Below are 23,259 nucleotides of genomic sequence, written 5' to 3' on the forward strand. Positions count from 1 at the left end.
ACGCGGCATGGCTGGATCAGGCTTGCGCCCATTGTCCAAAATTCCCCACTGCTGCCTCCCGTAGGAGTCTGGGCCGTGTCTCAGTCCCAGTGTGGCTGGTCGTCCTCTCAGACCAGCTACAGATCGTCGGCTTGGTAGGCCTTTACCCCACCAACTACCTAATCTGACATCGGCCGCTCCAATAGCGCGAGGTCTTGCGATCCCCCGCTTTCACCCTTAGGTCGTATGCGGTATTAATCCGGCTTTCGCCGGGCTATCCCCCACTACTGGGCACGTTCCGATGCTTTACTCACCCGTTCGCCACTCGTCGCCAGGTTGCCCCGCGTTACCGTTCGACTTGCATGTGTAAGGCATGCCGCCAGCGTTCAATCTGAGCCAGGATCAAACTCTTCAGTTCGATCTTGAAATTACTGCTCAAAGAATTGAAGTGAACTTCACTTGCATGAAAATTCAATTCAGTGAGCGTTTAAGGTCCAGAGACCTCGAAGCCCTCATCTCGTTAAAGACTACAGCTTCTTGGCACTCGCCTTCAAACGCCCACGCTTATCGGCTGTTGATTGTTAAAGAGCTTTGCCTTTCGGCGCCGCCGATCAGTGATCAGCAGAGAGATGGGATTATGACTTGAATTTAAAACCCTTGTCAACACTCATCTTTGCTCGTTCTTGCGATCGCCGCTGCGACCGCGTTCTGAGCGAAGCCTTGGATTATGGCACGAAATTCTCGTTGCGCAACACCTTCAGCCCTGGTTTCACTTCTTTGACCTGCCTTGCGGCGCCGGTCGCGGAACAGCGAAGCCCATCATCATAGCAGCAATTTCGTTGGGGGCGACCTATCGGTCTGCGCCGGCTAGTGCACACGCCCGACGCCGCGGCTAACGATGCGCTGCCACTCTGCACAAGGATCGTCGGATGCCAGCGCTGAGTCCAATCCCAAGGCCAGGCGAGTGCTGTCTGCTCTCAGGATGCGTTGCTTGACCGCCGGCAATTGGGACGGGTGCATTGAGAAGCTGCGCAACCCCATGGCGAGCAGGAGTTCGGTGAAGCCAACGTCGCCCGCCATCTCACCGCAGACGCTGACGCTCTTGCCGGCTCGGGAACTGGTGCGGATGACGTCTGCAATCAGCCGCAACACCGCGGGATGCCAAGGGTCATAGAGGTGGGCCACCGCTTCATCCGCGCGGTCTATCGCAAGCGTGTACTGGATCAGGTCATTGGTACCGATGGACACGAAGTCGAAGTGCTTCAGGAGCATGGGCAAGGTCATAGCCGATGCCGGCACCTCGATCATGGCCCCCAATTCCACGTCGTTGAACGGCTGACCTGCCTCCTTCAGCTGCTGTTTTGCGCGGGCCAGTGCCTCGACCGTGGCGAGGATCTCGCTGCGGTGCGCCACCATCGGGATCAACAGACGCACCTTCCCGTAGGCGCTGGCGCGCAGGATGGCGCGCAGTTGCTGCCTGAACATCGCGGGCTCCGACAGGCTCCACCGGATGGCACGCAGGCCCAGCGCCGGATTCAGCGCATGCTCATGCCTCAGCTCGTGCAGGGTCAGTCGATCCAGCGGCTTGTCGGCACCAATGTCCACCGTGCGGATCGTCACCGGCAACCCATTCATCGCTTGGACCGCCGCGCGATAAGCCTCGAACTGCTCGTCCTCGTCCGGCAGGGCACCTTCGCGGTTCATGAACAGGAACTCGCTGCGAAAGAGTCCGACGCCCACCGCCCCGGCTTCGAGTGCTGCCGCAGCGTCATCGGGGAGCTCGATGTTCGCGAGCAGTTCGACGGCCTGGCCATCGACCGTGACCGAAGGCATGTGCCGCAAGCGATTCAGCCGTGCCCGCTCCAGCTCGCTTTGCCGCTGCCGGAATCGATACTCCTCCAGCACGATCGGTGACGGATTGACCACCACCACTCCGGCATCGCCATCGATGATGAGCCAGTCGTCCTGGCGCACCAGGCGGCTTGCCTCGCGCGCGCCCACCACGGCTGGAATGTCCATGCTGCGCGCAACGATGGCAGTGTGCGAAGTACGTCCGCCAACGTCCGTGACAAATCCAGTGAAGACGCCGCCCTTGAAGTGCAGCATGTCCGCCGGTGCGATGTCGTTGGCAACCAGGACCAGGGGATCTTCGCCAGCGAAGTCGCGCGCGCCCCCTTCCAGGCGGATCTTCGGCTGCCGCTTGGCCAGCGCGTCGAGCAGCCGTTCGGCGACCTGCTCGATGTCCGCCTTGCGCTCGCGCAGGTACTCGTCCTCCATCTCGTCGAACTGCCGCACCAGCACCTCGGTCTGGGCGGACACCGCCCATTCGGCGTTGTAGTGACGCTCCTGCACCCAGCGCTTGGTCGCATCGGCCAGCGTTTCGTCGTGCAGGAGCATCAAGTGCACGTCGAGCAGAGCGGCAAGTTCGCCAGGCGCCTCGCTCGGCAGATCGCGCTTCAGCGCATGCAGTTCGCCGGCCACGGCATCGCGCGCCCGGCGCAGCCGGGCGATCTCTTCGTCGGCATGCTCGGGCTCGACGAAGTAGTGGGCTACATCGACCCGGCTGGACGCCACCAGCACCGCCCGGCCAATGGCAATGCCGCGCGAAACCGGCAGGCCAAACACTTGGATGCTCATGTGCCGACTTTAGCGCCTTGGTCACGCGCCACGCACCGATGCCACGACGCGATCACGAATCCGTCATTCGCGCTTCACCGCGACGTCATCGAGCGCTTCGACGATGCGAAGCCTGACCCTTGCATCGACCCACCATGGAACTGCCAGTCCCGACACAAGCGAGCTCCGCTCCCCGCCCAGTACGGTGCGCACCGCAGTCGACCGGACTCGAGGTGATGTGGGCTCGCCATCTCGACGAAGTGCGGTCCGCGCAGCGTCTGCGCTACCAGGTCTTCTTCGAGGAGATGGGGGCAAGGCTCTCACCGACACCGGGTACACCTGCGGGCCATGACGCCGATGGCTTTGACCGCTACTGCGAGCACCTGATCGTGCGCACCCGCCAGGACGGCCAGTCGCCCGGTCGTGTGATTGGTACCTACCGGGTGCTGACACCCTGGGCCGCGCAGCGCGCAGGCGGTCTGTACAGCGACACGGAATTCGACCTGTCGCGCCTGCAAGGCCTGCGCAGTGGCATGGTGGAGCTCGGCCGCTCCTGCATCGACCCCGCCTGGCGCAATGGCGGCGTGATCCTTGCGCTGTGGGCCGCACTCGGCGAGTTCATGCAACGGCATTCACTGCACACGATGGTCGGCTGCGCCAGCATCGGCATGCGTGATGGAGGGCACGTCGCGGCCAGTCTGTGGCAACGGCTGCGCCAGTCGCACCTGGCCGACCTAGCGTTCCAGGTACGACCGCGTCTGCCCCTGCCGGTCGAGCAGTTGGAACAACACCACGAAGTTGAAGCGCCTGCGCTGATCAAGGGCTACCTGCGCTGCGGGGCAAAGCTGCTCGGGCCACCAGCCTGGGACCCTGACTTCAACACGGCCGATTTGCCGATGATGATGCGGCTGACCGACCTTTCCGACCGCTATCGCCGGCACTTCCTCGGCTGCTGATCCCGCGCCCGACGGGCTGCGCGGCGCGGGGCGCTGGGCTACTGCCCTTCGCCGAACTTGTCATCGATGAGTGCGCGCAACGCGGTCATCGCGGCCTGCTCGTCGGGGCCGTCGGTCTCGATCTCGACTTCCGCGCCCATGCCGGCGGCCAGCATCATCACCCCCATGATGCTCTTGGCGTTGATCTTGCGTCCGTTGCGGCTCATGTGGATCTCGCACTGGAAACTGCCGGCCAGCTTGGTGAGCTTGGCCGAGGCGCGCGCATGCAGGCCGAGCTTATTGCTGATGGTGATGTGAGTCCGGATCATGGGAAGCGGGTTTGAGGGCCTGGTTTTGCGGGCGCGAGCCGGCAAGCTGCATCACCCCCTGCGTGGCGCCGGCCGCGGCGACCGCGACGAGCTTGTCCAGCGGCTCATGCAGGTGGCCCAGCGCACGCCACAGCATCGGCACATTGACCCCGACCAGGACCCGGGTCGATGCGCGCTCACCGAGCCGCCGCGCCACATTGCAGGGCGTGGCGCCGAACACGTCGGTCAAGATGAGCAACTCGTCATCGCCGAAATCGGCGACCCGTGCCATCGCAAGCTGTTCGACGACTTCGGGCGATTGGTCGGCCTGCACGTCACACACGGCCATCGCAGCCGCGGCATCGGGAAAGATGTGCGCCGCCACGGCCTGCAGGGCGCTGGCCAGGGGTGCATGGGCAATCACGAGCAGGCGGGACATGATCGTCGGGAGGGCGGGCCAGGATTATCCGCGCGCAGCGGTGGACCGCCGAGACGGAGCGAGGGCATTGCGTCCGCGCCACCACATCCAGGCGAAGGACAGGGCGCATGCTGCGAGAAACAGGCCGAAGGCCATGCGGTAGGCCTCGAGCACGGACCAGCCCGCCTGCCGCAGGCCGTCGATCAACAGTCCGATGCCCCACTGCAGCGTGAACACGCCCGCAAAGATCACCAGGTTGAATGCAGACAACGCGCGGCCGGCCAACCTTGCCGGAAAGGCTTGCGCCACGGCGGGCTGGCTGAGGGAGACCACGCTGGTCAGCACGCACCACAAGGCCCAGTGACCCGCACCGGCGGCCGGCCCCGCTGCGACGATCCAGCCGAGCGCCAGCACGCCGCCTGGCCAGGCCGTGGCAATGATGCGCTCGGCGCGCCAGCCTGCCCGGTCGAGCCGCGGCATCGCCAGCCCCCAGCACAGGAAGGCCAGCAGCATGCAGAAGTTGACCAGGAACAACCCTTGCGCCGATTCTGCGGGGCTGCGCTGCGCCACCTGTGTGAGCCAGGGGCCGATCCACAGCGACTGCATTGCCACCATGCCGCCGTAGCAGCAGAAGGCCAGCGGCGCCATGCTCTGGAATCCCGGATGGCCGAAGACCTCGCGGTAGCCGCCCGCGGCCGAGGTGGCATGCGTCGCTGCTGGCGCATCGACCGGCACCGCGGCCTGGATCAGCAGTTGCGACAGCAGCAGCAGCATCGCCAGGGCCGCGAACAGGCCGCGCCAGCCGAGCAGCGGCAACAGCCACTGCACTGGCAAGGTGGAGGCCAGCATGCCGAGCGATCCTGTCATCAGCATCCACGAGTTGGCACGCAGCTGGACGCTGGGACCGAAGCGGTGCCGAAAACTCGTCAGCGGCGCCATCAGGCAGGCCGAGACCCCCAGGCCGATCAGCAGCCGTGCCAGCAACATCTGCCCAAAGTTGCGGGCGGCAGCAAAGCCCACGCAGCCGAGTACCGCCAGCGTCAGCAAGGCCAGCAGCACGCGCTTCGGACCGTAGCGGTCCAGGGCGCTGCCCAGCGGCAGCTGCGTGGCCGCAAAGCCGAGAAAGTAGGCACCGGCCATCAGGCCCAGGTCGCCTGCGCCAAGCCCAAGCTCGCCGCTGAAGGTCGGCGCCAGGGTCGCCGTGATCGCCCTCAGCAGCGCCGAGAAGAAGTAGGTGAACGCGAAGGCCAGGAACATCTGCACCGCCAGTCGCCGGCCCACGCCTCCCGCCCCGGGCGTCGGAGACCCGGTCACGGCAGCACCGCCAGCCCGTCGAAGAAGCTTCGCGCGGCATCCTCGCTGGTGGATTCGCTGACGATCGTGGCCTGATAGACCGTGGTGCCGTGCGCGAACACCAGACCCTGCGACACGATCGCCCGGCCATCCGGCAGCCGGCCCTGCATGCGCCAGCGCTGAGCCTGCGGCTGCGGCGTCATGCCCGGTACCTGTGCCGGCACCAGGACCTGGCCCTGCCCCTGCACGTTCGCCCGCGCCGCCTCGACAAGCGCGGACAAGGCTGGCGCGACACGCGCGGGGTCGGCGACATCGGCATAGGCCAAGGCGAAGGTCGCCGAGCCCACCGGGCACGCCAGCAGCCGCATCGTGACGGGAGTGCCGGCCAGCGGCACCTGGCGCTCGTGACTGGCGGGTCGACAGGGCATGGCCACGCGCACATGGGTGCCTTCGGGCCGCATCTCGCGCCAGTCCAAGGCCGGGCCGCAGGCCGCCACCAGCGACACCGCCAGCAGCGCCAGCCCCAACGGCCGCGGTACCCGTCGACGGGCTGATCGGTGCTGGCAGGTCACGAGGTACAGGGGCATGGCGCGGCATTATGGGCAGCAGCCCGCGGCGGCGCGATTCGTGACATATTTCACAAGCACAAACGGTGACGAATTGGGCCCCCGGACGCACGGGGTCGACATCCCTCGGCGGCGCGCAGAGCATCCAGCCCCACCCGCCCCTGACCCGCGCCCTGCCTGGAGCCCGGCATGAAGACCACTGCAACACCCCCTCGGACCGCCTCGCTGCACGACATCGTCGGCCAGGTTGCTGCCGAGGTGGCGGCCCCGCTGACCCGCGCGCTGGAACGTGTGCACCTGCTGGCCGCGGGCGAAACCCTGCCGCCCCAGGAGTTGCAGGCCTTGAGCGAAGAGGTAGCCCATGCGCGCCGCATCGGCATCCTCGGCCAGCAGATTGCCCGCCTGGCCGGTGGCCTGGTCCGCCAGACGCAGGAACCACTGGACCTGACCCGCACGGTGCTGGAACTGCTGGACGAGCACCGCCAGGACGCCGGTGCGGCTGGCAGCGAGATACGGGACAGCCTGTCGAATGCCACGGTCATGGGCGATGTCAGCCTGGCCGGCACCCTGCTGCGGGCGATGCTGGACTGGGCCAGCGAATGCGCCCTGACCGCGATCGACCTGCGGCTGGATGCACGGCCGGCCGCGGCGCAGGCGGTGCTGCTGTGCCGCTTCACGCCCCGCCCCCACGCCGGCGACGAGCGCGAACCGCTGTCCTGGCACCTGATGCAGTTTGCCGCCCGTGCGATGGACGTGAAAATTCAGCTGGACACCACGCCAACGCAGACACTGCTGACGATGCAGTTCGAGCGCCTGGTCGCGATGCCGGCCACCCATACCCAGGCCGCGGGCTCCGACGCCCGGCTGCTCGCCGGCCGACAGGTGCTGGTGATGGCGCCGGACCGCGACATCCGCAACCAGGTTCGGCTGGCGGTGCAGGGCCTGGACCTGATGGTCGACTACGTGACCTCGGTGGACGCCGCGCGCGACTACTGCGCCGACGGTCTGCCGCATGCGGTGGTCTATGCCTCGACCCTGGCCGGCGCGCCACTGGATCGCCTGCGCCGCTCGCTGCTGGACGAGGCCGGCGCGCCGCCGTTCATCGAGATCGCCGCGCAAGGCCACGGCTTCGAGCCCGTGGCGCCAGGCGAGACGGCCATCGCCAAGGTCGGCCTCGACGGCCTGGCCCAGGCGCTGCCGGCGGCGCTGGTGATCGAGCTGTCGCGTCGGCGCTGATAACAACCTAAAGAAGCGGCATCCCTTCAGCGGCCAAAGACCTTGCGCAGCAGCGCGCTGCCGGTACCGACCGGATCCTGGCGGATGCGGCGCTCTTCCTCGCCGATCATGAGGTAGAGACCGTCGAGCGACTTGCCGGTCACATAGCGCTGGATGTTCGCGTCGTCGCCCTTCAGCAGCCCCAGGCGCGCCGCCTTGCCGGCCACGGCGTTGAACTTGTCGGCCAGGGCCACTCGCTCGGTGGCGCGGGTGACGATGGGCAGGAACTTCTCGCCCAGCGGCTGGCGCGTCTTGCCTTCGAAGAAGCGTGTGACCGCATCGTCGGGACCGCGCACGATCTTCAACGCGTCCTCCACCGACATCGCCTTCACCGCCTGCACCAGCAAGGTCTTGGCTTCGGGTACCGCGGCCTCGGCGGCGCGGTTCATCGCCACCACGAGGTCATCCACCTTCTTTTTCTGGCCGGTGGCGCGCAGCAGCTTGGCGGCGTCCTCCAGCACGCCGGGCAGCGGGATGTGCACCTTGGGGTTGCCGAGGAAGCCATCCTTGCGCCCCAGCGACGCCACGGCCGCGATCGCGCCGCGCTCCAGCGCCTCTCGCACGCCACCCGCGGCGTCGGCTTCGCTCAGGCTGAATGCCCATGACGGCATCGACATCGAAACCAGCATGCCCGGAACCAGCGGCGTAAACTGCCTGCGCCTCATCGTGCACCCCCGATCATGAAGCTGACACGCCGCCATCTTGCCACCGCCGTCGCTGCTGCACTGGTCGTGGGCGCCGGCGGCAGCTGGTTCGCGCTGGCCGGCACGACCCGGGCCGCGGCGCCCTTGGTCGACTACACGGTGCTGGACGGCAGCCAGCACAACACCGGGCAGCTGAAAGGCAAGGTGGTGCTGGTGAACTTCTGGGCCACCAGCTGCACGACCTGCATGCACGAGATGCCGCAGGTCATCGCCACCCACGAGCAGTTCAAGTCCCGCGGCTACGACACGCTCGCGGTAGCGATGGAATACGACGCGCCGGCCGCCGTGGCCGACTATGCCGAGAGCCGCAAGCTGCCCTTCGCGGTGGCGATCGACAACACCGGCGATATCGCGCAGAGCTTCGGCGAGGTGCGGCTGACGCCGACCTCGGTGCTGATCGACAAGCGCGGCAGGATCGTCAAGCGCTTCGTTGGCGAACCGGACTTCGCCGAACTGCGTGTGCTGGTAGAGAAGCTGCTGGCCGAAGCCTGATCAGGCCTCGGCGCATTCAGACCGCGCCGCTCAGGCCCGCCTCGGCGGCCTGCTTGTCCGCGTGGTAGCTGGAACGCACCATCGCGCCGACGGCGGCATGCGTGAAGCCCATCTTGATGGCCTCGGCCTCGAACATCTTGAAGGTGTCCGGGTGCACATAGCGTCGCACCGGCAGATGGTGGCCTGAAGGCGCGAGGTACTGGCCGATGGTCAGCATGTCGATGTCGTGCGCGCGCATCTCGCGCATTACCGCCAGGATCTCGTCGTCGGTCTCGCCCAGGCCGACCATCAGGCCGCTCTTGGTCGGCACCCCGGGGTGCAGGGCCTTGAACTTCTTCAACAGGCTCAGCGAGAACTGGTAGTCGCTGCCCGGGCGCGCTTCCTTGTACAGACGCGGCACGGTTTCGAGGTTGTGGTTCATCACATCGGGCGGCGCGGCCTTCAGGATCTCGAGCGCGCGGTCGTCGCGGCCGCGGAAGTCGGGGGTCAGGATCTCGATGCGGGTGGCGGGTGACAGCGCGCGCACGCGCTCGATGCAGGCAACGAAATGGCCCGCGCCACCATCGCGCAGGTCATCGCGGTCGACGCTGGTGATGACCACGTACTTCAGCTTCAGCGCCGCGATGGTCTTGGCCAGGTTCTCGGGCTCGTTCGGGTCCAGCGGATCGGGACGGCCATGGCCGACATCGCAGAACGGGCAGCGCCGCGTGCACTTGTCGCCCATGATCATGAAGGTGGCCGTGCCATGGCCGAAGCATTCGCCGATGTTCGGGCACGAGGCCTCTTCGCACACCGTGTGCAGCTTGTGCTCGCGCAGGATCTGCTTGATCTCGTAGAAGCGCGTGGTCGGCGAGCCGGCCTTGACGCGGATCCACTCCGGCTTCTTCAGCGTCTCCGCCGCCACCACCTTGATCGGGATGCGTGCGGTCTTGGCCTGGGCCTTCTGCTTGGCGCTGGCGTCGTAGGACGCGCCGGTCTGGGCCTGGTGGACGACGTTTTCGGTGGCCATCGCGCTGCTGCTCGGGTGGTGGGGTGGATCAGGGGCTGAGGTGCTCGGCCAGCCTGTGGCCGAGTTGCCGGGCGATGCTCGCCCACTCAGTGGAAACCCCGAGTGTAGCGAGGTCGATCGTGCGCAGCCCGGGGTAACCGCAAGGGTTGATGCGCGCAAAGGGTTCGAGATCCATCGCGACGTTCAGGGCCACGCCGTGGTACGTGCAATGGCGGCTGACCTTGATGCCCAGCGCGGCGATCTTGCCCAGGCCGCGGAACGGGTCGCCCGCCGGCGCCGGGCCGGCCAGCGCCGCATGGCCCTGCGGGTCGTCCAGCCGCACGTAGATGCCGGGCGCGCCGGCGACGCGATGCCCGGTGATGCCCTGCGCCTCCAGCACCTTCAGCACGCAGTGCTCCAGGCGGTAGACGTACTCCTTCACGTAGATGCCCAGCCGTCGCAGGTCGATCAACGGATAGGCCACCACCTGGCCAGGCCCGTGGTACGTGACCTGGCCACCGCGGTTGGTGGCCACCACCGGGATGCCGGCAGCATCGAGCACATGCTCGGCCTTGCCGGCCAGACCCTGCGTGAACACCGGCTCGTGTTCGACCAGCCAGATCTCGTCAGGGGTGTCGTCGTCGCGCGCGGCGGTGAACGCACGCATCGCCTGCTCGGTGTCTGCATAGGGCCGACGGCCCAGCATCAGCACACGGGGGGCGGCGGTCGCGGTCTCCATGCCGGCACTGTAGCGCCGACGCCCTCACCGGCTGCAGCGCCGATCATTCGGGCCGCAGGTCAAGCGCCAGGTCGCCATGCGCGAACAGCAGCAGGCCGGTGTCGGTGCTGACGCCACCGTGGACCGTGCCGGCGGGCGCCAGCTGGTACTCGCCCTGGCGCAGCAGCAGGTCGTCGAGGAAGACCTCCCCCTCCAGCATCAGGCATTCCTCGTCGTGGCCGTGGCCATGGCGCGGCACCGTGGCGCCCGGCAGCGCGTGATACAGCAAGGCGGCCTCGCCCCCCGGGCCAGCCCACAGGACGCGGCGCTTGATGCCCGGCGCGAAATCGTCCCAGCCGGCCTCGGCGTCGCGCACGGTCACGGCATCGGCCGCCGGGCTGCCGGGCGCTTCGCGCAGGTAGAAGCGGGCACCGGTCGGGCTGGTCGCGACGGCCGGACCGGACGCGGCAGGGCGCAGGTGGAAGTCATGCGGCGCCAAGCGCAATTCGCCAAGCTGCAACTCGCCGGCGATGGGCAGCCACGCGGACTGCTCCGCGTCGCGCAGCTCAGGCCGCCAGCAGGCGCCGGCCGCCAGCTCGACGATGCGCACCCGACGCGGCTCGCCCGGGCGCAGCTGGCGGCTGGTGGCCTCATAGAGCGTGCGGGCGTGCACGCCGTCGGCCAGCGCATCGAGCGGCGCATCCTTCTGCCGCACGGTGACGAAGGCGCGGCTCGCGCGTGCGCTGCGGGTCACGCGGTCCAGCACCCGTTCGCGCAGGATCGCCGGACGTCCCGCCGCCTGGCACCAGGCAGCGGCAAACGGCTCGCCGAGCAGTCCGACCCACTCGTCATCCAGCGGATCGGGCGCGGGGCGCGGTGGGGGCAGGCGGTCGTGCGTCATGGTGGGCTTGGTGGCACGTGGGCGGTCGTCAACACGGGCGGCAGAGGTCGTCTTCAAGCAGTGTGCGCAATTGCAGCAGCGCCCGCCGGATCAGGGACTTCACGGTGCCCAAGGGCATCGCGGCCTGGGCAGCGATCTCCTCGTGCGTCAGGCCGCGGAAGAAGGCCAGCGCCACCAGCTGGCGCGCACGTGGCTCCAGCGCGGCGATGGCCTGGTGCACGCGCGCTTCGCCGCGGGTGGCCTCGAGCAGGTCGTGCGCCGGCAGCGCGGTGTCGGCCTCGTCCTCCAGGCTGCCTTCCTCGGGCAGGTCGGCATGCCGGAATCGCTCGTCGCGTCGCAGCGCATCGATGGCGCGCGAACGGGCCATGGCCAGCAGCCAGGTCATCACCTTGCCGCGGGCGGCCTCGAAGCGTGGCGCCTGGCGCCAGGCCTGCCAGAAGGTGTCCTCGACCACTTCCTCGGCCAGTGCGGCGCGGCGCGTGATGCGCAGCACCAGGCCGTAGACGCGGGGACTGGCGGCATCGTAGAGCGCGGCCAGCGCACGCTCGTCGCGATCGATGATGCGCTCGATCAGCGCAACCAGCGCCGTCTCGTCAAGCTCGGACACCGCGGCGCGGCGACGGGGTGGGTCATCGACCGCCGCCGGACAGCCGTCCTCGGCGCCCTCGTCGACCGTGAGCGCCTCCTCCGGCGCCGGCGCGATGAAGGACTCGAACAGCGGCAGCGCCTGCCTCATGGCGCGACCCGATGCGCCAGGCCTGGCGTCAGCTTCGTCACACGGCTCACAGCGCTCATCCGGGGATCTCCGTCGTGTTGACGCCACCGCGGCGCGACGCGGCAGTGGCACGACGTTGGGAATACGCCGCGCCGGCACGACCGGATTCAAATCCGGGTGTTGCGCTCGGGAATGCTGCAGGGGCGGCTCCTCGGTCGGCATGGCGGGGGTTCCTTCCCCCTGCCTACGGCAACCGGCCGCCCCGTGGATTCAGCCGATACCGAATCTCACAACACCACCTTCACCATCGGATGCGTGGACAGCGTGCGGTACAGCTCGTCGAGCTGCTCGCGGCTGGTGGCGGTGATGGTGATGGTCAGCCCGAGGTAGCGGCCGGCGCTGCTGGGCCGCCGCTCGATCGTCGCCGCATCGAAATCGGGGTCGAACTGCAGCGCCACTGCCGCGATGGCCTCGACGAACCCCTCCACCTGCGCGCCCATCACCTTGATCGGGAAGGCACTCGGGTAGACGATCAACGATTCTTCGGGCGGGATGTCGGGCATGGGGGGTCCGTCGGGCGGATCAGATCGATTGTTCGCGCTTGGCGCGCTGGTAGGCCTCGTACAGCCGGGCATACACCGGCCCCGGCTTGCCGCGCAGCGCGCCATGGCCCACCTGCTCGCCGTCGAGCCGGGTGACGGGCAGCACTTCCTTGCTGGCCGAGCTGAGCAGCAGTTCGTCGGCGGCCAGCACGTCGGCTTCGCTCAGGGGGCGCAGGTTGTAGGCAATGCCGCAGTCCTCGCACAGCTCGGCGAGCAGGTCGACGCGAATGCCCTCGAGCTGGTACTCGCTCTTCGGCGGGCCCAGCAGGGCGCCTTCATGCACCACCCAGACGTTGCTGGCCGAGGCCTCGGTCAGCCAGCCGTCGCGGAACAGGATGGTCTCGACCGCGCCGCGGTCGGCGGACATCTGCCGCGCCATCACGTTGCCCAACAGCGAGACGCTCTTGATGTCGCACCGCTCCCAGCGAAAGTCGCGCGCGGTGATGCAGGCCACGCCCTGGTGGCGCTGCTCGGCGGTGGGCGGCTTGGACGGGTTGCTCATCACGAAGACGGTGGGTGCGAGCCCCTCGACCATCACGTGCTCGCGCGGGGCCACGCCGCGCGTGACCTCGATGTAGAGCATCTGGTCATCGGCCGGCTGCGCGGCAACCAGCTCGCGCGCAATGGCGAGCCATTCCTCGCGGCGATGCGGATTGGCGATGCGCAGCTTGGCCAGGCTGCGTTCGAGCCGGGCCATGTGCTCGTCGAAGCGGAACAGGCGACGGCCGTAGACCGGCACCACCTCGTAGACCCCGTCGCCGAACAGGAAGCCGCGGTCCAGCACCGACACCTTGGCATCGCACAAGGGCAGGGTCCGGCCGTTCAGGTGGCACAGGGTGTCGGGCAGGCTGGGCATGGGATGCCTTTCGCGAAAGAGGGGCGACGCGGACAGCGGCTGTCGAGCTTAGCCCAACGGCGGGGGCCCCGCGCGCCTGCCGGGCACTTCGATCAGCTTCACTTGATCCAGAGCCGGATCGAGTCCCAGGCCCGGCCCAGCAGCCCGGCCTGCTCGACCGACTCCAGCACCACCAATGGCACCGCGGCCACCTGCAGGCCGCCCTGGGTACTGACCTTCAGCGTGCCGACACGCTGGCCCTTGGCGAGCGGCGCCACCAGCGGATCGGTGCGCTCCAGCGTGGTCTTGAGCTTGTCGCCTTCGCCCTTCGGCACGGTGACCACCATCGCACTGCCGGCGCCGAGCGCGGCGGTGGGCGTCTTGCCCTTCCACACCGGCACGGTGGCGGCGGGCTTGTCGGCGGCGAACAAGCGCACACCGTCCCAGGCGCTGTAGCCCCAGTTCAGCAGCTTCTGGCTCTCGCTGGCGCGCGCCTCGCGCGATCCGGTGCCGAGCACCACGCTCAGCAGCCGGCGCTTGCCATTGGGCATGTCGCGCACGGCGCTGGCGACCAGGCAGTAGCCGGCCGCGTCGGTGTAGCCGGTCTTCATGCCATCGACGCTGGGGTCGCGCCCGAGCAGCATGTTGCGGTTGTCCTGCTTGATGTTGTTGAAGGTGTAGTGGCGGATCGAGTAGTAGTTCGCGTAGTACTCGGGGAAGTCCCGCACGATGTGCGCGGCGATCACCGAGAGATCGCGGGCGCTGCTGTAGTGCCCGGCCTCGGTCAGGCCGGTGACGTTCTTGAACTGCGTGTTCTTCAGGCCCCAGGCCTGGGCCTGGCGGTTCATCTGCGCGACGAATGCGTCCAGCGAACCGGCAACGCCTTCGGCCAGCGCCACCGCCGCATCATTGCCCGAGACGGCGATCATGCCGCGCAGCAGCTCGTCGACCTTCGGCGTCATCTTCGGGTCGATGAACATCAGCGAGCCGCCGCCTTCACGCTCGGCCCAGGCGCGCAGCGAGACGGGCATCGTCTGCTCGAGCGTGATCTTCCTGGCCTTCAGCGCATCGAACACCAGCCAGGCCGTCATCAGCTTGGTCAGCGAAGCGGGGTCGGTCTGGGCGTCGGCCTGGCGCTCGGCCAGCACCTGGTTGCTGGTCTCGTCGAGCAGCAGGTAGGACTTGGACGCCACCTCGGGGGGTTGCGGCGCCTGGGCCAAGGCAGCGGCCATGCCGGCCACGGCCAGCACGAATGTCAACAGTCTTTTCATGTCGGTTCAGCGATGCCAGGCCTGCACGACCTGGTTCTTCAATAACGTCAATTGTCCGTGGAAGAAATGACCCACGCCCGGCAGCACGATCACCGGCAATGCCTGGGGCCGGGCCCAGTCCAGCGTGGCGGTGAGCGGCACCACGTCGTCCGCCTCGCCATGCACGACCACAGTGTCGGCCGGCACGGCGGGCACCTGGAAACGGCTGGTAGCCGGCGCCACCAGTGCCAGGCGCTCCACCGGCGTGCCGGCGGCGGCCAGGCGCTGCGCCGCGGTTGCCGCGACATAGCCGCCAAACGAAAAGCCGGCCAGCGCCAGCGGCAATGCCGCATCACGCTGGGCGGCCAGCACGGCCAGCGCATCGTCCACCTCGCCACGGCCTTCGTCCCAGCTGCCGGCCGAGGCACCGATGCCGCGGAAGTTGAAACGCACCGCGCGGTAGCCCCGTTGCAGGAAGGCGCGCGCCAGGGTCTGCACGACCTTGTTGTCCATGGTGCCGCCGAACTGCGGGTGCGGGTGGCAGATCACCACCACGCCGCGCGCCGCGTCTGCGGGCTCGTCGATCGCGCACTCGATCGCGCCGGCCGGACCGTCGACCAGCAGGCGCCGGGTTTCACGGTTCATCGCGGCAGGCCTTCGTCAGCGACCGACGCTCGGCGGCAGCAGCAGGCGCTCGACGACGCGGCCCTGCTTCAGGTGCGAGTCGACGATTTCGTCGATGTCGCTGCTGTCGACGAAGGTGTACCAGGTGGCCTCGGGGTAGACCACCGCCACCGGCCCGCCGGCGCAGCGGTCCAGGCAGCCGGCCTTGTTGACGCGCACGCCGCCAGGGCCGGCCAGGCCCTCGGCCTTGACGCGGGCCTTGCAGTGGTCGAACGCGGCCTGCGCATCGTGCTGGGCACAGCAGGCCTCGCCATTGCTGCGCTGGTTCAGGCAGAAGAACAGGTGGTGCTTGTAGTAGCTCATCGGGGCGGGATTGTAGAGAGCGCCCTCTGCCGGCCCTTCAATCCCGCTGCCCCAACCGTGCCAGCAGCCAGGCCATGGCCGCATAGGGCCACAGCCAGCCGACCCAGCGCGCCAGGCCGTGGAAGCGGATGAAGCGTCCCTGTTCCCAGCCCTGCAGGCTCTGTGCGAAGTAGGGATCGGTGGGCGCCTGGTGCACCAGCACGACCAGCCCCGTCAACGCCACCAGCGCCAGGCCCCCTGCCAGGCGCGGGCCGACCCACACCAGCGCCAGCGCCAAGCCGCTGGCCACCCCCAGCGTCACGGCCACCGAGGGGGTCAGCCACGCCCAGCCATGGCTCGGCCCGAAATTGAGCACGGTCGACAAGGTGGTGGCCACCACCGCGATCAGCGGCGCGCCGATCGCCAGCAGCGCACGCCGCCAGCCGGCCCGCGAGGCCGCGTACACCAGCAGGCATGGCGCGAGCAGCCCGAGGCCTGTGGCCAGCCCCTCCGAAACCACCGACAGGCGCAGTGCCGACGGGCCGGGCTCCAGCCAGGCCACGGCCGTATCGGCCCAGGGCACGTCGACCAGCGCGGCCATTGCCAGATCGCGCAGCCGGCCGCCGATCTGCCCCAGGCCCAGCGGCACCGGCGTCGGGAACAGCAGCGCCACCGGCCACAGCATCAGCAGCACGACGGCGCCGGCCCCGCCGCTGTCCAGCCACCGGTCGTGCGTGCGCGACCAGCGCTGCGGCAGCCCGGTGGCGCCCAGCAGCACGGCGGCCAGTCCGCCCAGCAGCGCGCCGCCGGCATTGAGCACCCAGTCCATCAGCGAAGGCACGCGCTGCGGCAGCAACTGCTGCGTGACCTCCATCGCGAACGACACCGTCGCGCCGGCCGCCGCAGCCTGCAACAAGGCGCGGGGCCATGGCCGACCGGCATGCAGCGTGCCCAGCGCCACCAGCAGGCCGAGCGGCAGGTAGCCCAACAGATTGGCCACCACGTCGAACACATCCCACCAGCGCGGCCAGCGCAGGTGCATCAGGTCGATCAGGCCGGCACCGGGCGGCCAGCGCCAGCCGTCGAACGGAAACAGGCTGGCATAGACGACCAACACCAGCCACAGCCATGCCAGCGGCACCGCCGCGCTGCGCTGCTGGGAACCGGACCGGGCCATCGCGCGCGCCTCGTGGTCAGGCGGCCAGCGTCAGAACGGCTTGACGACCACCAGCACCACGATGGCCGCAAACAGCAGCACGCTGACCTCGTTGAACACGCGGAACCAGCGGTCGCTGCGCTGGTTGGCCAGTTGCTCGAAACGGCGCAGCGCAGCCCGGCACATGTGCTGGTAGCCGATCACCAGCACCACCAGGGCCAGCTTGGCATGCAGCCAGTACTGCCCGGGACCGCGGCCGATGCCGTAGCCCAGCCAGAGCCAGAAGCCCAGCAGCAGCGCCACCACCATCAGGAGGTTGGCGAAGCGGTACAGCTTGCGCGCCATCAGCAGCAGGCGTTCGCGTTCGGCATGGCTGTCCTTGGGCACCATCGCCAGGTTCACGAACAGCCGCGGCAGGTAGAACAGGCCGGCGAACCAGCTGGCCACGAAGACGATGTGGAAGGCCTTGACCCAGAGGTATCCGCTGTTCATGAAAACGATTATCAGCGGGCGACCTGCGGCGCCAGAACGGCACAAAAAAAGAACCCCGGCCACGGGCCGGGGTCGCAAGCCTTATCGCTGTCATCACGGTAAGGCACCTGCTCAGGGAGGAAAAGCAGGGAATGACACCTCTTGCGAGATATCATTCGCTGTCAATATTAGCAGATCGAGCCGGTTTGCGCATCCATCAACGGTCAGGGCAAACGAGGATTTGTTCTCCTCGGAACGGCCTCTCCGACCCTGCGCCGGCCGCCGTCCGCCCCCTGCCCGTGGAGCCCTGACGATGACCCGCCTGCCCCCGTTTCCCGCCAGCCGGCCGCGCCGGTTGCGCCGCGACGCCTTCACCCGTGAACTGGTGCGTGAGCACCGGCTTCACGCCTCGGACTTGATTTATCCGGTATTCGTGCTCGACGGCCACAACCAGGTCCAGGACGTGGCCAGCATGCCGGGCGTGCAGCGCCTGTCCATCGACCGCCTGCTGCCGCAGGCCGAACAGTGCGTGGCGCTGGGCGTGCCGGTGATGGCGCTGTTCCCGGTGATCGACCCGGCGCTGAAAACCCCTGATGGCCGTGAGGCCACCAACCCCGACGGCCTGGTGCCGCGCACGGTGCGGGCGCTGAAGGACAGGTTCCCGACGCTGGGCGTGCTGACCGACGTGGCGCTGGACCCCTACACCTCGCACGGCCAGGATGGACTGCTCGACGATACCGGCTACATCCTGAACGACCCCACCGTGGCCGTGCTGCGCGCGCAGGCGCTGGCGCAGGCCGAGGCGGGCGTGGACATCGTCGCCCCCAGCGACATGATGGACGGCCGCATCGGTGCGATCCGCCAGGCGCTCGAGGAGGCCGGCCGCATCCACACCCGCATCATGGCCTACAGCGCGAAGTACGCGTCCGCGTTCTACGGCCCGTTCCGCGACGCGGTGGGCAGCAAGGGCAACCTCGGCAAGAGCGACAAGAAGGTCTACCAGATGGACCCTGGCAACAGCGACGAGGCGCTGCGCGAGGTGGGCTTGGACATCGCCGAAGGTGCCGACATGGTGATGGTCAAGCCCGGCATGCCCTACCTCGACATCGTGCGCCGGGTGAAGGACGAGTTCCGCATGCCGACCTTCGTCTACCAGGTCAGCGGCGAATACGCGATGCTGAAGGCCGCCGCCGCCAATGGCTGGCTCGACCACGATGCGGTGATGATGGAGTCTCTGCTGGCCTTCAAGCGGGCCGGTGCCGACGGCATCCTGAGCTACTTCGCGCTCGACGCCGCGCGCAAGCTGCGCGAGGCCTGACCCGGCCGCCCCGTCCCGCTCAGCGGGCGTAGGGGTCGTGCAGCCCCAGGCCGAGCATCAGCTCGGTCTCGCGCGCCTCCATCGCGGCGGCCTCGTCCTCGTGCTCGTGGTCGTAGCCCTGGGCATGCAGCGCGCCGTGCACCAGCAAATGCGCATAGTGAGCGGCCAGCGGAATGCCCAGTTCGGCCGCCTCGCGCTCGACCACCGGCGCGGCCAGCACCAGGTCGGCCACCACCACCGGCTCGTGCTGGTAGTCGAAGGTCAGCACGTTGGTCGCGTAGTCCTTGCCGCGGAAGTCGCGATTCAGCGCCTGGCCCTCGTCGGCGTCGACGATGCGCACCGTGAGCTCCGCCGGCGCCTCCAGCGCGGCGCGCAGCCAGCGCTGCACCTTGTGGCGCGGCAGCTGGTCGCGGTGCCGCGCATCGGCGAACTGCAGTGACAGCTGCAGCGTGGGCTTCGGCAGCTGACCGCGGGTCATGCCGGCCTCTTCGCCGCGGCGGCGTCGTAGGCCTCGACGATGCGCGCCACCAGCGGGTGCCGCACCACGTCGGCCGCGGTGAAGCGGCTGAAGGCAATGCCGCGCACCTTGGCCAGCACGCGTTCGGCATCGACCAGGCCGCTGGTCGTGCCGCGCGGCAGGTCGACCTGGCTCACGTCGCCGGTGATCACCGCGCGCGAGCCGAAGCCGATGCGCGTGAGGAACATCTTCATCTGCTCGCTGGTGGTGTTCTGCGCCTCGTCGAGGATCACGAACGCGTGGTTCAGCGTGCGGCCACGCATGAAGGCCAGCGGGGCGATCTCCAGCGCGCCCTTCTCGAACGCCGCGCTGACACGGTCGAAGCCCATCAGGTCGTACAGCGCGTCGTACAGCGGGCGCAAGTAGGGGTCGACCTTCTGCGTCAGGTCGCCGGGCAGGAAGCCCAGCCGCTCGCCGGCCTCCACTGCCGGCCGTGTCAGCACGATGCGCTGCACGCTGCTGCGCTCCAGCGCGTCGACCGCGCAGGCCACCGCGAGGTAGGTCTTGCCGGTGCCGGCCGGGCCGATGCCGAACGTGATGTCGTGGCCCAGGATGTTCTGCAGGTAGCCCAGCTGGTTGGGCGTGCGGCCGCGCAGGTCGGCGCGCCGGGTGTGCAGCACGATGCCGTGATCGTCGGGCCGCGCAGCGGCGGCCTCCGCCGGCGCGCTGCGGGCCTCGACCAGCGCCAGCTGCAGCGCCTCGGCCGGAATGGGCCGCGCGGCGCGCTGGTACAACACCTTCAGCAAGGCCAGCGTGCGTTCGGCCGCGGCCCGATCGCCATCGACCGAGAAACTGGCCTCGCGGCGCGCGATGCGCACGTCCAGTGCAATCTCGATCGTGCGCAGGTGCTCGTCCAGCGCACCGCAGAGGTGGGCCAGGCGCGGGTTGTCGATCGGTTCGAAGGTGTGGCGCAGCATCGGGGCGGCCCTGCGAAGCGAGGGCCCGGCAATAGTCGGCAAAGGCGCGAATTGTCCAACGATCGCCACCACGGCGCGCGCAGGGCCTTCCGGCAGAATCGCGCGCCATGTCCGAGCTGCCGATCCCCCGGGCCTGGCTGCGCTGGCTGCTCGGCACGCTGCTGCTGTGCGGCTGGCTCGCCGCCGCCAGCGCCCAGACGCTGGTGTTCCAGCAGGCCCAGGTGGCGCCGGCCGGCAACGGCGTGGTCGATTGGACCCAGGCGCGCACCTTGTCGCTGCCCGACGACTGGTCGGCCACCCGCCCCCACTTCAGCGGCACGGTGGGCTACCGCCTGAACTTCGACGCCGAGGTGCCGGGCAATGCCGGCAGCACGCTGTACGCGCTGTACATCGAGCGCGCCTGCAGCACGCTGGAGGTGGTGGTCAACGGCCAGCTGGTGTATCGCGGCGGCCGCATGAGCGAGCCGGTGTCGCGCAACTGCCAGCAGCCGCAGCTGGTGCCGGTGCCGGCCGGCCTGCTGGTGGCCAAGGGCAATGCGGTGGACCTGCTGGTGCGCGGCTTCGCGCTCGACGAGGTGGGCTCGGCCCAGCGCGCGGGCGGCCTGTCGCGGGTGGAGCTGGGCGCCCACGAGGCGCTCGCGCGGCGTCACCAGATGCGCATGGCGCTGGCCATCCGCCTGCCCGAGATCGTCAGCGGCACGCTGATCCTGATGGGCAGCTTCATGTTCATGATGGGCTGGCGCAACCGCAAGCAGAGCTACCTGGCCTACTTCGGCGCGGTGATGATGGGCTGGGCCCTGGTGCTCTCGCGCCTGTGGTTGACCGACCTGCCCTGGCCGCACCGCACGAGCGAACTGATGCTCGCGGTGCTGATGAGCCTGATCACGATGGCCGCCGTGCAGTTCCTGGTGCGCTATGCGGGCCGACGCCTGCGCTGGCTGGACCTTGGCCTGCCGGTGCAATGCGGCCTGGTGGCCGCCAGCCTGGTCGCGACGCCGCCGGACTGGCTGCACGGCCTGTCCTCGGCCTGGTCCGCGCTGCTGTCGATGGAGATCGCCGCCGCCGCGGTGTTCTACATGCTGGACAGCCACCGCCGCCGCCAGCAGCAGCTGTGGCTGATGGGGCCGCTGCTGGCGGTGGTGGGCCTGGCGCTGGCCACCGAATTCCTCGCACTGCAGACGCAGGCCGACGCGCGCATCGGCTTCGTCGCGCAACTGGTGGCTTCGCTGGTGTTCCTGTCGCTGGGGCTGCGCATGGTGCAGCGCTACGGCCAGGCGCTCGAGTCGGCCGAGCAGGGCCGCGCCGAGCTGGAGGTGCGCATCCGCGAAGCCACCGCGCAGATTGAGCGCAACTTCGCGCAGCTGTCGGAGCTGAAGGTCGAGCAGGTCACCGACCGCGAGCGCAAGCGCATCGCCGCCGACCTGCACGACGACCTGGGCGCCAAGCTGCTGACCATCGTGCACACCAGCAACGACGAGCGCATCTCGACCCTGGCGCGCGAGGCGCTGGAGGAAATGCGGCTGTCGGTGCGCGGCCTCACCGGCAAGCCGGTGCGCCTGTCGGACGCGCTGGGCGACTGGCGCGCCGAGGTGGTGTCACGCCTGACGCAATCGGGCGTCGAAGGCGAATGGGACTCGCCGCCCGACGAGGAAGTGACCGGTACGCTGTCGGCCCGCGCCTTCGTGCAGACCACGCGCATCCTGCGCGAGGCGGTGAGCAACATCATCAAGCACAGCGGCGCCTCGCACTGCTCGGTGCGCTGCTCGATCGCCGAAGGCGACTTCCAGCTGGTGATCCAGGACAACGGCAACGGCATCCCGCTGGAGCTCGACGGCAAGCTCGACAAGGGGCACGGCATGGCCAGCATGAAGGGTCGCGCCAAGCAACTGCAGGGGCAGTGCCTGGTCGAGTCCGGTCCGGGCTATGGAACCGTGATACGTCTCACGCTGCCGCTCGATAGGCATGTCACGGCGACGTAAGCGACTGCTACCATGCCGCGCAAAGTCGTTGGGACCTCCGCATGAACAACATCCTGCTGCTCGAAGACCTGCCCGAGATACGCGCATGGCTCAAGAGCCTGGTGCTGCAGGTGTTCCCGAACGCGACCATCACCGAGTGCTCACGCGTGCATGACGCGTTAGCGCACGTGTCGGCCATGCGCTTCCAGCTGGCCCTGATCGACCTCGGCCTGCCCGACGGCAGCGGCACCGACGTGGTTGCCGCGCTGCGCGAGGCGCAGCCCGACGCACAGTCGGTGGTGGTGACGATCCACGACGACGACGATCACCTGTTCCCCGCGCTGCAGGCCGGCGCCTACGGCTACATCCTGAAGGAACAGTCGCGCGAACTGATCACCGAGCAGCTGCAGCGCATCAGCCAGGGCGAGCCGCCGCTGTCGCCGTCGATCGCGCGCAAGGTCATCAAGTATTTCGCGTCGCAGCCCAAGCAGCAGGCGCCGACGATGCCCGATGTCTCGCTGACCGAACGCGAGAGCGAAGTGCTGCTGCGCGTGGCCAAGGGCTTCACGCTGCCCGAGATCGGCGTGCAGCTGGGCCTGTCGCGCCACACCATCGCCGACTACGTCAAGCAGATCTACCGCAAGCTCAATGTCAGCTCGCGTGCCGAGGCCGCGCTGGAAGCGCAGCGCCTCGGACTGTTCCGCCGCTGATTTCATGCGTTAGAAACTCGGCGGCTGCAGCGGCCGCCGATAATCGCCGCCCATGATCGGACGGCTCACGGGCGTCATCGCGGAGAAATCGCCCCCGCAGGTGCTCATCGATGTCGGCGGCGTCGGCTACGAGGTCGACGTGCCGATGTCCAGCTTCTACAACCTGCCGGGCCTGGGCGAGCGCACCACGCTGCTCACGCATTTCGTCGTGCGCGAGGACGCGCAGCTGCTCTACGGCTTCCTCACACACGAGGAGCGCGCCACCTTCCGCCAGCTGATCCGCATCTCGGGCATCGGACCGCGCACCGCGCTGTCCATCCTGTCCGGCCTGTCGGTCGGCGAGCTCAGCCAGGCCGTCACGCAGCAGCAGGCCGGGCGGCTGGTCAAGGTGCCCGGCATCGGCAAGAAGACCGCGGAGCGCCTGCTGCTGGAGTTGAAGGGCAAGCTCGGGCCCGACCTCGGCCAGCCCGGCGCGGCAGTGGCCAACGACACGCAGGGCGACATCGTGCAGGCGCTGATCGCGCTCGGCTACAACGAACGCGAGGCCGCCGCGGCCTTGAAGGCGCTGCCGCCGGACATCGGCGTGGCCGAGGGCATCAAGCTCGCGCTGAAGGCGCTGTCCAAGTAGGTTGACGATCCCGCAGGTAGGCA

General features: G+C 68.7%; 26 protein-coding genes and 1 rRNA gene. 7 read left to right on the top strand and 20 right to left on the bottom strand.

Going from position 1 to position 23,259, the window contains the following annotated elements:
- Both ACILR4_RS15120 and ptsP read right to left on the bottom strand, forming a co-directional pair.
- Positions 1-397 (bottom strand): 16S ribosomal RNA (locus ACILR4_RS15120); the annotation flags it as partial.
- Positions 398-846: 449 nt separating this feature from the next.
- A complete protein-coding gene (ptsP, locus tag ACILR4_RS15125) occupies positions 847-2,616 on the bottom strand; it encodes a phosphoenolpyruvate--protein phosphotransferase (RefSeq protein ID WP_395701678.1) in 1,770 nt (589 codons plus the stop codon).
- 134 nt (positions 2,617-2,750) lie between these two features.
- Here ptsP and ACILR4_RS15130 point away from each other — a divergent pair, with 134 nt between their 5' ends.
- Entirely contained in the window at positions 2,751-3,551 is an 801-nt protein-coding gene (locus ACILR4_RS15130; protein ID WP_395701679.1) for a GNAT family N-acetyltransferase, read from the top strand.
- Between the two features lie 38 nt (positions 3,552-3,589).
- Here ACILR4_RS15130 and ACILR4_RS15135 read toward each other — a convergent pair whose 3' ends face one another.
- Genes ACILR4_RS15135 through ACILR4_RS15150 form a run of 4 tightly spaced genes read right to left on the bottom strand, consistent with a single transcriptional unit; the run spans position 3,590 to position 6,136 of the window.
- A complete protein-coding gene (locus ACILR4_RS15135) occupies positions 3,590-3,859 on the bottom strand; it encodes an HPr family phosphocarrier protein (RefSeq protein ID WP_395701680.1) in 270 nt (89 codons plus the stop codon).
- Positions 3,828-4,277: a PTS sugar transporter subunit IIA gene (locus ACILR4_RS15140; RefSeq protein WP_395701681.1), complete on the bottom strand. Its 450-nt coding sequence runs from the start codon at positions 4,275-4,277 to the stop codon at positions 3,828-3,830. The genes ACILR4_RS15135 and ACILR4_RS15140 overlap by 32 nt, the downstream gene beginning before the upstream one ends.
- Before the next feature lie 24 nt (positions 4,278-4,301).
- Positions 4,302-5,570, bottom strand: coding sequence for an MFS transporter (locus tag ACILR4_RS15145; RefSeq protein ID WP_395701682.1), 1,269 nt, complete (start codon positions 5,568-5,570; stop codon positions 4,302-4,304).
- Positions 5,567-6,136, bottom strand: coding sequence for a hypothetical protein (locus tag ACILR4_RS15150; protein ID WP_395701683.1), 570 nt, complete (start codon positions 6,134-6,136; stop codon positions 5,567-5,569). Before ACILR4_RS15150 ends, ACILR4_RS15145 begins: the two co-directional genes overlap by 4 nt.
- Positions 6,137-6,304: 168 nt before the next feature.
- Here ACILR4_RS15150 and ACILR4_RS15155 point away from each other — a divergent pair, with 168 nt between their 5' ends.
- Positions 6,305-7,351, top strand: coding sequence for a hypothetical protein (locus ACILR4_RS15155; protein WP_395701684.1), 1,047 nt, complete (start codon positions 6,305-6,307; stop codon positions 7,349-7,351).
- 26 nt (positions 7,352-7,377) lie between these two features.
- Here the strand turns inward: ACILR4_RS15155 and ACILR4_RS15160 are convergent, their stop codons facing one another.
- Entirely contained in the window at positions 7,378-8,055 is a 678-nt protein-coding gene (locus ACILR4_RS15160; RefSeq protein ID WP_395701745.1) for a DUF4197 domain-containing protein, read from the bottom strand.
- A 15-nt stretch (positions 8,056-8,070) separates the two neighbouring features.
- Here ACILR4_RS15160 and ACILR4_RS15165 point away from each other — a divergent pair, with 15 nt between their 5' ends.
- The gene (locus tag ACILR4_RS15165) at positions 8,071-8,586 is read left to right on the top strand and encodes a TlpA family protein disulfide reductase (RefSeq protein ID WP_395701685.1); all 516 of its coding nucleotides are present in this window, start codon (positions 8,071-8,073) and stop codon (positions 8,584-8,586) included.
- A 16-nt stretch (positions 8,587-8,602) separates the two neighbouring features.
- Here ACILR4_RS15165 and lipA read toward each other — a convergent pair whose 3' ends face one another.
- From lipA to ACILR4_RS15220, 11 genes are all read right to left on the bottom strand, one after another.
- On the bottom strand, positions 8,603-9,595 hold the full coding sequence (gene lipA / locus ACILR4_RS15170) for a lipoyl synthase (protein WP_395701686.1): 993 nt from the start codon (positions 9,593-9,595) through the stop codon (positions 8,603-8,605).
- Positions 9,596-9,623: 28 nt separating this feature from the next.
- Positions 9,624-10,313, bottom strand: coding sequence for a lipoyl(octanoyl) transferase LipB (gene lipB, locus ACILR4_RS15175; protein WP_395701687.1), 690 nt, complete (start codon positions 10,311-10,313; stop codon positions 9,624-9,626).
- A gap of 43 nt (positions 10,314-10,356) precedes the next feature.
- Positions 10,357-11,193, bottom strand: coding sequence for a cupin domain-containing protein (locus ACILR4_RS15180; protein ID WP_395701688.1), 837 nt, complete (start codon positions 11,191-11,193; stop codon positions 10,357-10,359).
- 28 nt (positions 11,194-11,221) lie between these two features.
- Positions 11,222-11,929, bottom strand: coding sequence for a sigma-70 family RNA polymerase sigma factor (locus ACILR4_RS15185; RefSeq protein ID WP_395701689.1), 708 nt, complete (start codon positions 11,927-11,929; stop codon positions 11,222-11,224).
- A 266-nt stretch (positions 11,930-12,195) separates the two neighbouring features.
- Positions 12,196-12,471 (bottom strand): DUF493 family protein, encoded by a 276-nt coding sequence (locus ACILR4_RS15190; RefSeq protein ID WP_395701690.1) that lies wholly within the window; start codon positions 12,469-12,471, stop codon positions 12,196-12,198.
- Positions 12,472-12,490: 19 nt separating this feature from the next.
- Positions 12,491-13,366, bottom strand: coding sequence for a D-amino acid aminotransferase (locus ACILR4_RS15195; RefSeq protein ID WP_395701691.1), 876 nt, complete (start codon positions 13,364-13,366; stop codon positions 12,491-12,493).
- A 98-nt stretch (positions 13,367-13,464) separates the two neighbouring features.
- Complete coding sequence (locus ACILR4_RS15200) at positions 13,465-14,616, bottom strand: D-alanyl-D-alanine carboxypeptidase family protein (RefSeq protein WP_395701692.1); 1,152 nt, start codon at positions 14,614-14,616, stop codon at positions 13,465-13,467.
- Positions 14,617-14,622: 6 nt separating this feature from the next.
- Positions 14,623-15,240, bottom strand: a complete 618-nt coding sequence (locus tag ACILR4_RS15205; protein ID WP_395701693.1) for an alpha/beta hydrolase — start codon at positions 15,238-15,240, stop codon at positions 14,623-14,625.
- A 15-nt stretch (positions 15,241-15,255) separates the two neighbouring features.
- Positions 15,256-15,582: a (2Fe-2S) ferredoxin domain-containing protein gene (locus tag ACILR4_RS15210; RefSeq protein ID WP_395701694.1), complete on the bottom strand. Its 327-nt coding sequence runs from the start codon at positions 15,580-15,582 to the stop codon at positions 15,256-15,258.
- A gap of 37 nt (positions 15,583-15,619) precedes the next feature.
- Positions 15,620-16,738 carry a VanZ family protein gene (locus ACILR4_RS15215; protein ID WP_395701695.1) on the bottom strand — a complete coding sequence of 373 codons (1,119 nt, stop codon included), beginning with the start codon at positions 16,736-16,738 and terminating at the stop codon, positions 15,620-15,622.
- Between the two features lie 30 nt (positions 16,739-16,768).
- Complete coding sequence (locus ACILR4_RS15220) at positions 16,769-17,209, bottom strand: CopD family protein (protein WP_395701696.1); 441 nt, start codon at positions 17,207-17,209, stop codon at positions 16,769-16,771.
- A gap of 292 nt (positions 17,210-17,501) precedes the next feature.
- On the opposite strand from ACILR4_RS15220, the gene hemB reads away from it, so the two are divergent.
- On the top strand, positions 17,502-18,506 hold the full coding sequence (gene hemB / locus ACILR4_RS15225; protein WP_395701697.1) for a porphobilinogen synthase: 1,005 nt from the start codon (positions 17,502-17,504) through the stop codon (positions 18,504-18,506).
- Between the two features lie 19 nt (positions 18,507-18,525).
- Here the strand turns inward: hemB and ybeY are convergent, their stop codons facing one another.
- Positions 18,526-18,984: an rRNA maturation RNase YbeY gene (gene ybeY, locus ACILR4_RS15230; RefSeq protein ID WP_395701698.1), complete on the bottom strand. Its 459-nt coding sequence runs from the start codon at positions 18,982-18,984 to the stop codon at positions 18,526-18,528.
- A complete protein-coding gene (locus ACILR4_RS15235; RefSeq protein ID WP_395701699.1) occupies positions 18,981-19,940 on the bottom strand; it encodes a PhoH family protein in 960 nt (319 codons plus the stop codon). The genes ybeY and ACILR4_RS15235 overlap by 4 nt, the downstream gene beginning before the upstream one ends.
- 107 nt (positions 19,941-20,047) lie before the next feature.
- Here ACILR4_RS15235 and ACILR4_RS15240 point away from each other — a divergent pair, with 107 nt between their 5' ends.
- Genes ACILR4_RS15240 through ruvA form a run of 3 tightly spaced genes read left to right on the top strand, consistent with a single transcriptional unit; the run spans position 20,048 to position 23,236 of the window.
- Positions 20,048-21,919, top strand: coding sequence for an ATP-binding protein (locus ACILR4_RS15240; RefSeq protein ID WP_395701700.1), 1,872 nt, complete (start codon positions 20,048-20,050; stop codon positions 21,917-21,919).
- A gap of 41 nt (positions 21,920-21,960) precedes the next feature.
- The gene (locus ACILR4_RS15245; protein WP_395701701.1) at positions 21,961-22,608 is read left to right on the top strand and encodes a response regulator; all 648 of its coding nucleotides are present in this window, start codon (positions 21,961-21,963) and stop codon (positions 22,606-22,608) included.
- A gap of 52 nt (positions 22,609-22,660) precedes the next feature.
- Positions 22,661-23,236, top strand: coding sequence for a Holliday junction branch migration protein RuvA (gene ruvA, locus ACILR4_RS15250; RefSeq protein WP_395701702.1), 576 nt, complete (start codon positions 22,661-22,663; stop codon positions 23,234-23,236).
- The last annotated feature ends 23 nt before the right edge of the window (positions 23,237-23,259 follow it).

This window comes from Aquabacterium sp. (assembly GCF_044226965.1).
Taxonomy (GTDB): domain Bacteria; phylum Pseudomonadota; class Gammaproteobacteria; order Burkholderiales; family Burkholderiaceae_C; genus Pseudaquabacterium.

Coding starts and splice junctions, on each gene's coding strand:
- ACILR4_RS15160 (WP_395701745.1), bottom strand. CDS start 8,055: ATGAGGCGCAGGCAGTTTACGCCGCTGGTTCCGGGCATGCTGGTTTCG.
- lipA (WP_395701686.1), bottom strand. CDS start 9,595: ATGGCCACCGAAAACGTCGTCCACCAGGCCCAGACCGGCGCGTCCTAC.
- ACILR4_RS15155 (WP_395701684.1), top strand. CDS start 6,305: ATGAAGACCACTGCAACACCCCCTCGGACCGCCTCGCTGCACGACATC.
- ACILR4_RS15190 (WP_395701690.1), bottom strand. CDS start 12,471: ATGCCCGACATCCCGCCCGAAGAATCGTTGATCGTCTACCCGAGTGCC.
- ybeY (WP_395701698.1), bottom strand. CDS start 18,984: ATGACCCGCGGTCAGCTGCCGAAGCCCACGCTGCAGCTGTCACTGCAG.
- ACILR4_RS15240 (WP_395701700.1), top strand. CDS start 20,048: ATGTCCGAGCTGCCGATCCCCCGGGCCTGGCTGCGCTGGCTGCTCGGC.
- ACILR4_RS15140 (WP_395701681.1), bottom strand. CDS start 4,277: ATGTCCCGCCTGCTCGTGATTGCCCATGCACCCCTGGCCAGCGCCCTG.
- ACILR4_RS15205 (WP_395701693.1), bottom strand. CDS start 15,240: ATGAACCGTGAAACCCGGCGCCTGCTGGTCGACGGTCCGGCCGGCGCG.
- ptsP (WP_395701678.1), bottom strand. CDS start 2,616: ATGAGCATCCAAGTGTTTGGCCTGCCGGTTTCGCGCGGCATTGCCATT.
- ACILR4_RS15220 (WP_395701696.1), bottom strand. CDS start 17,209: ATGAACAGCGGATACCTCTGGGTCAAGGCCTTCCACATCGTCTTCGTG.
- ACILR4_RS15210 (WP_395701694.1), bottom strand. CDS start 15,582: ATGAGCTACTACAAGCACCACCTGTTCTTCTGCCTGAACCAGCGCAGC.
- lipB (WP_395701687.1), bottom strand. CDS start 10,313: ATGGAGACCGCGACCGCCGCCCCCCGTGTGCTGATGCTGGGCCGTCGG.
- ruvA (WP_395701702.1), top strand. CDS start 22,661: ATGATCGGACGGCTCACGGGCGTCATCGCGGAGAAATCGCCCCCGCAG.
- ACILR4_RS15135 (WP_395701680.1), bottom strand. CDS start 3,859: ATGATCCGGACTCACATCACCATCAGCAATAAGCTCGGCCTGCATGCG.
- ACILR4_RS15215 (WP_395701695.1), bottom strand. CDS start 16,738: ATGGCCCGGTCCGGTTCCCAGCAGCGCAGCGCGGCGGTGCCGCTGGCA.
- ACILR4_RS15200 (WP_395701692.1), bottom strand. CDS start 14,616: ATGAAAAGACTGTTGACATTCGTGCTGGCCGTGGCCGGCATGGCCGCT.
- ACILR4_RS15245 (WP_395701701.1), top strand. CDS start 21,961: ATGAACAACATCCTGCTGCTCGAAGACCTGCCCGAGATACGCGCATGG.
- ACILR4_RS15235 (WP_395701699.1), bottom strand. CDS start 19,940: ATGCTGCGCCACACCTTCGAACCGATCGACAACCCGCGCCTGGCCCAC.
- ACILR4_RS15185 (WP_395701689.1), bottom strand. CDS start 11,929: ATGAGGCAGGCGCTGCCGCTGTTCGAGTCCTTCATCGCGCCGGCGCCG.
- ACILR4_RS15180 (WP_395701688.1), bottom strand. CDS start 11,193: ATGACGCACGACCGCCTGCCCCCACCGCGCCCCGCGCCCGATCCGCTG.
- hemB (WP_395701697.1), top strand. CDS start 17,502: ATGACCCGCCTGCCCCCGTTTCCCGCCAGCCGGCCGCGCCGGTTGCGC.
- ACILR4_RS15165 (WP_395701685.1), top strand. CDS start 8,071: ATGAAGCTGACACGCCGCCATCTTGCCACCGCCGTCGCTGCTGCACTG.
- ACILR4_RS15195 (WP_395701691.1), bottom strand. CDS start 13,366: ATGCCCAGCCTGCCCGACACCCTGTGCCACCTGAACGGCCGGACCCTG.
- ACILR4_RS15150 (WP_395701683.1), bottom strand. CDS start 6,136: ATGCCCCTGTACCTCGTGACCTGCCAGCACCGATCAGCCCGTCGACGG.
- ACILR4_RS15130 (WP_395701679.1), top strand. CDS start 2,751: ATGGAACTGCCAGTCCCGACACAAGCGAGCTCCGCTCCCCGCCCAGTA.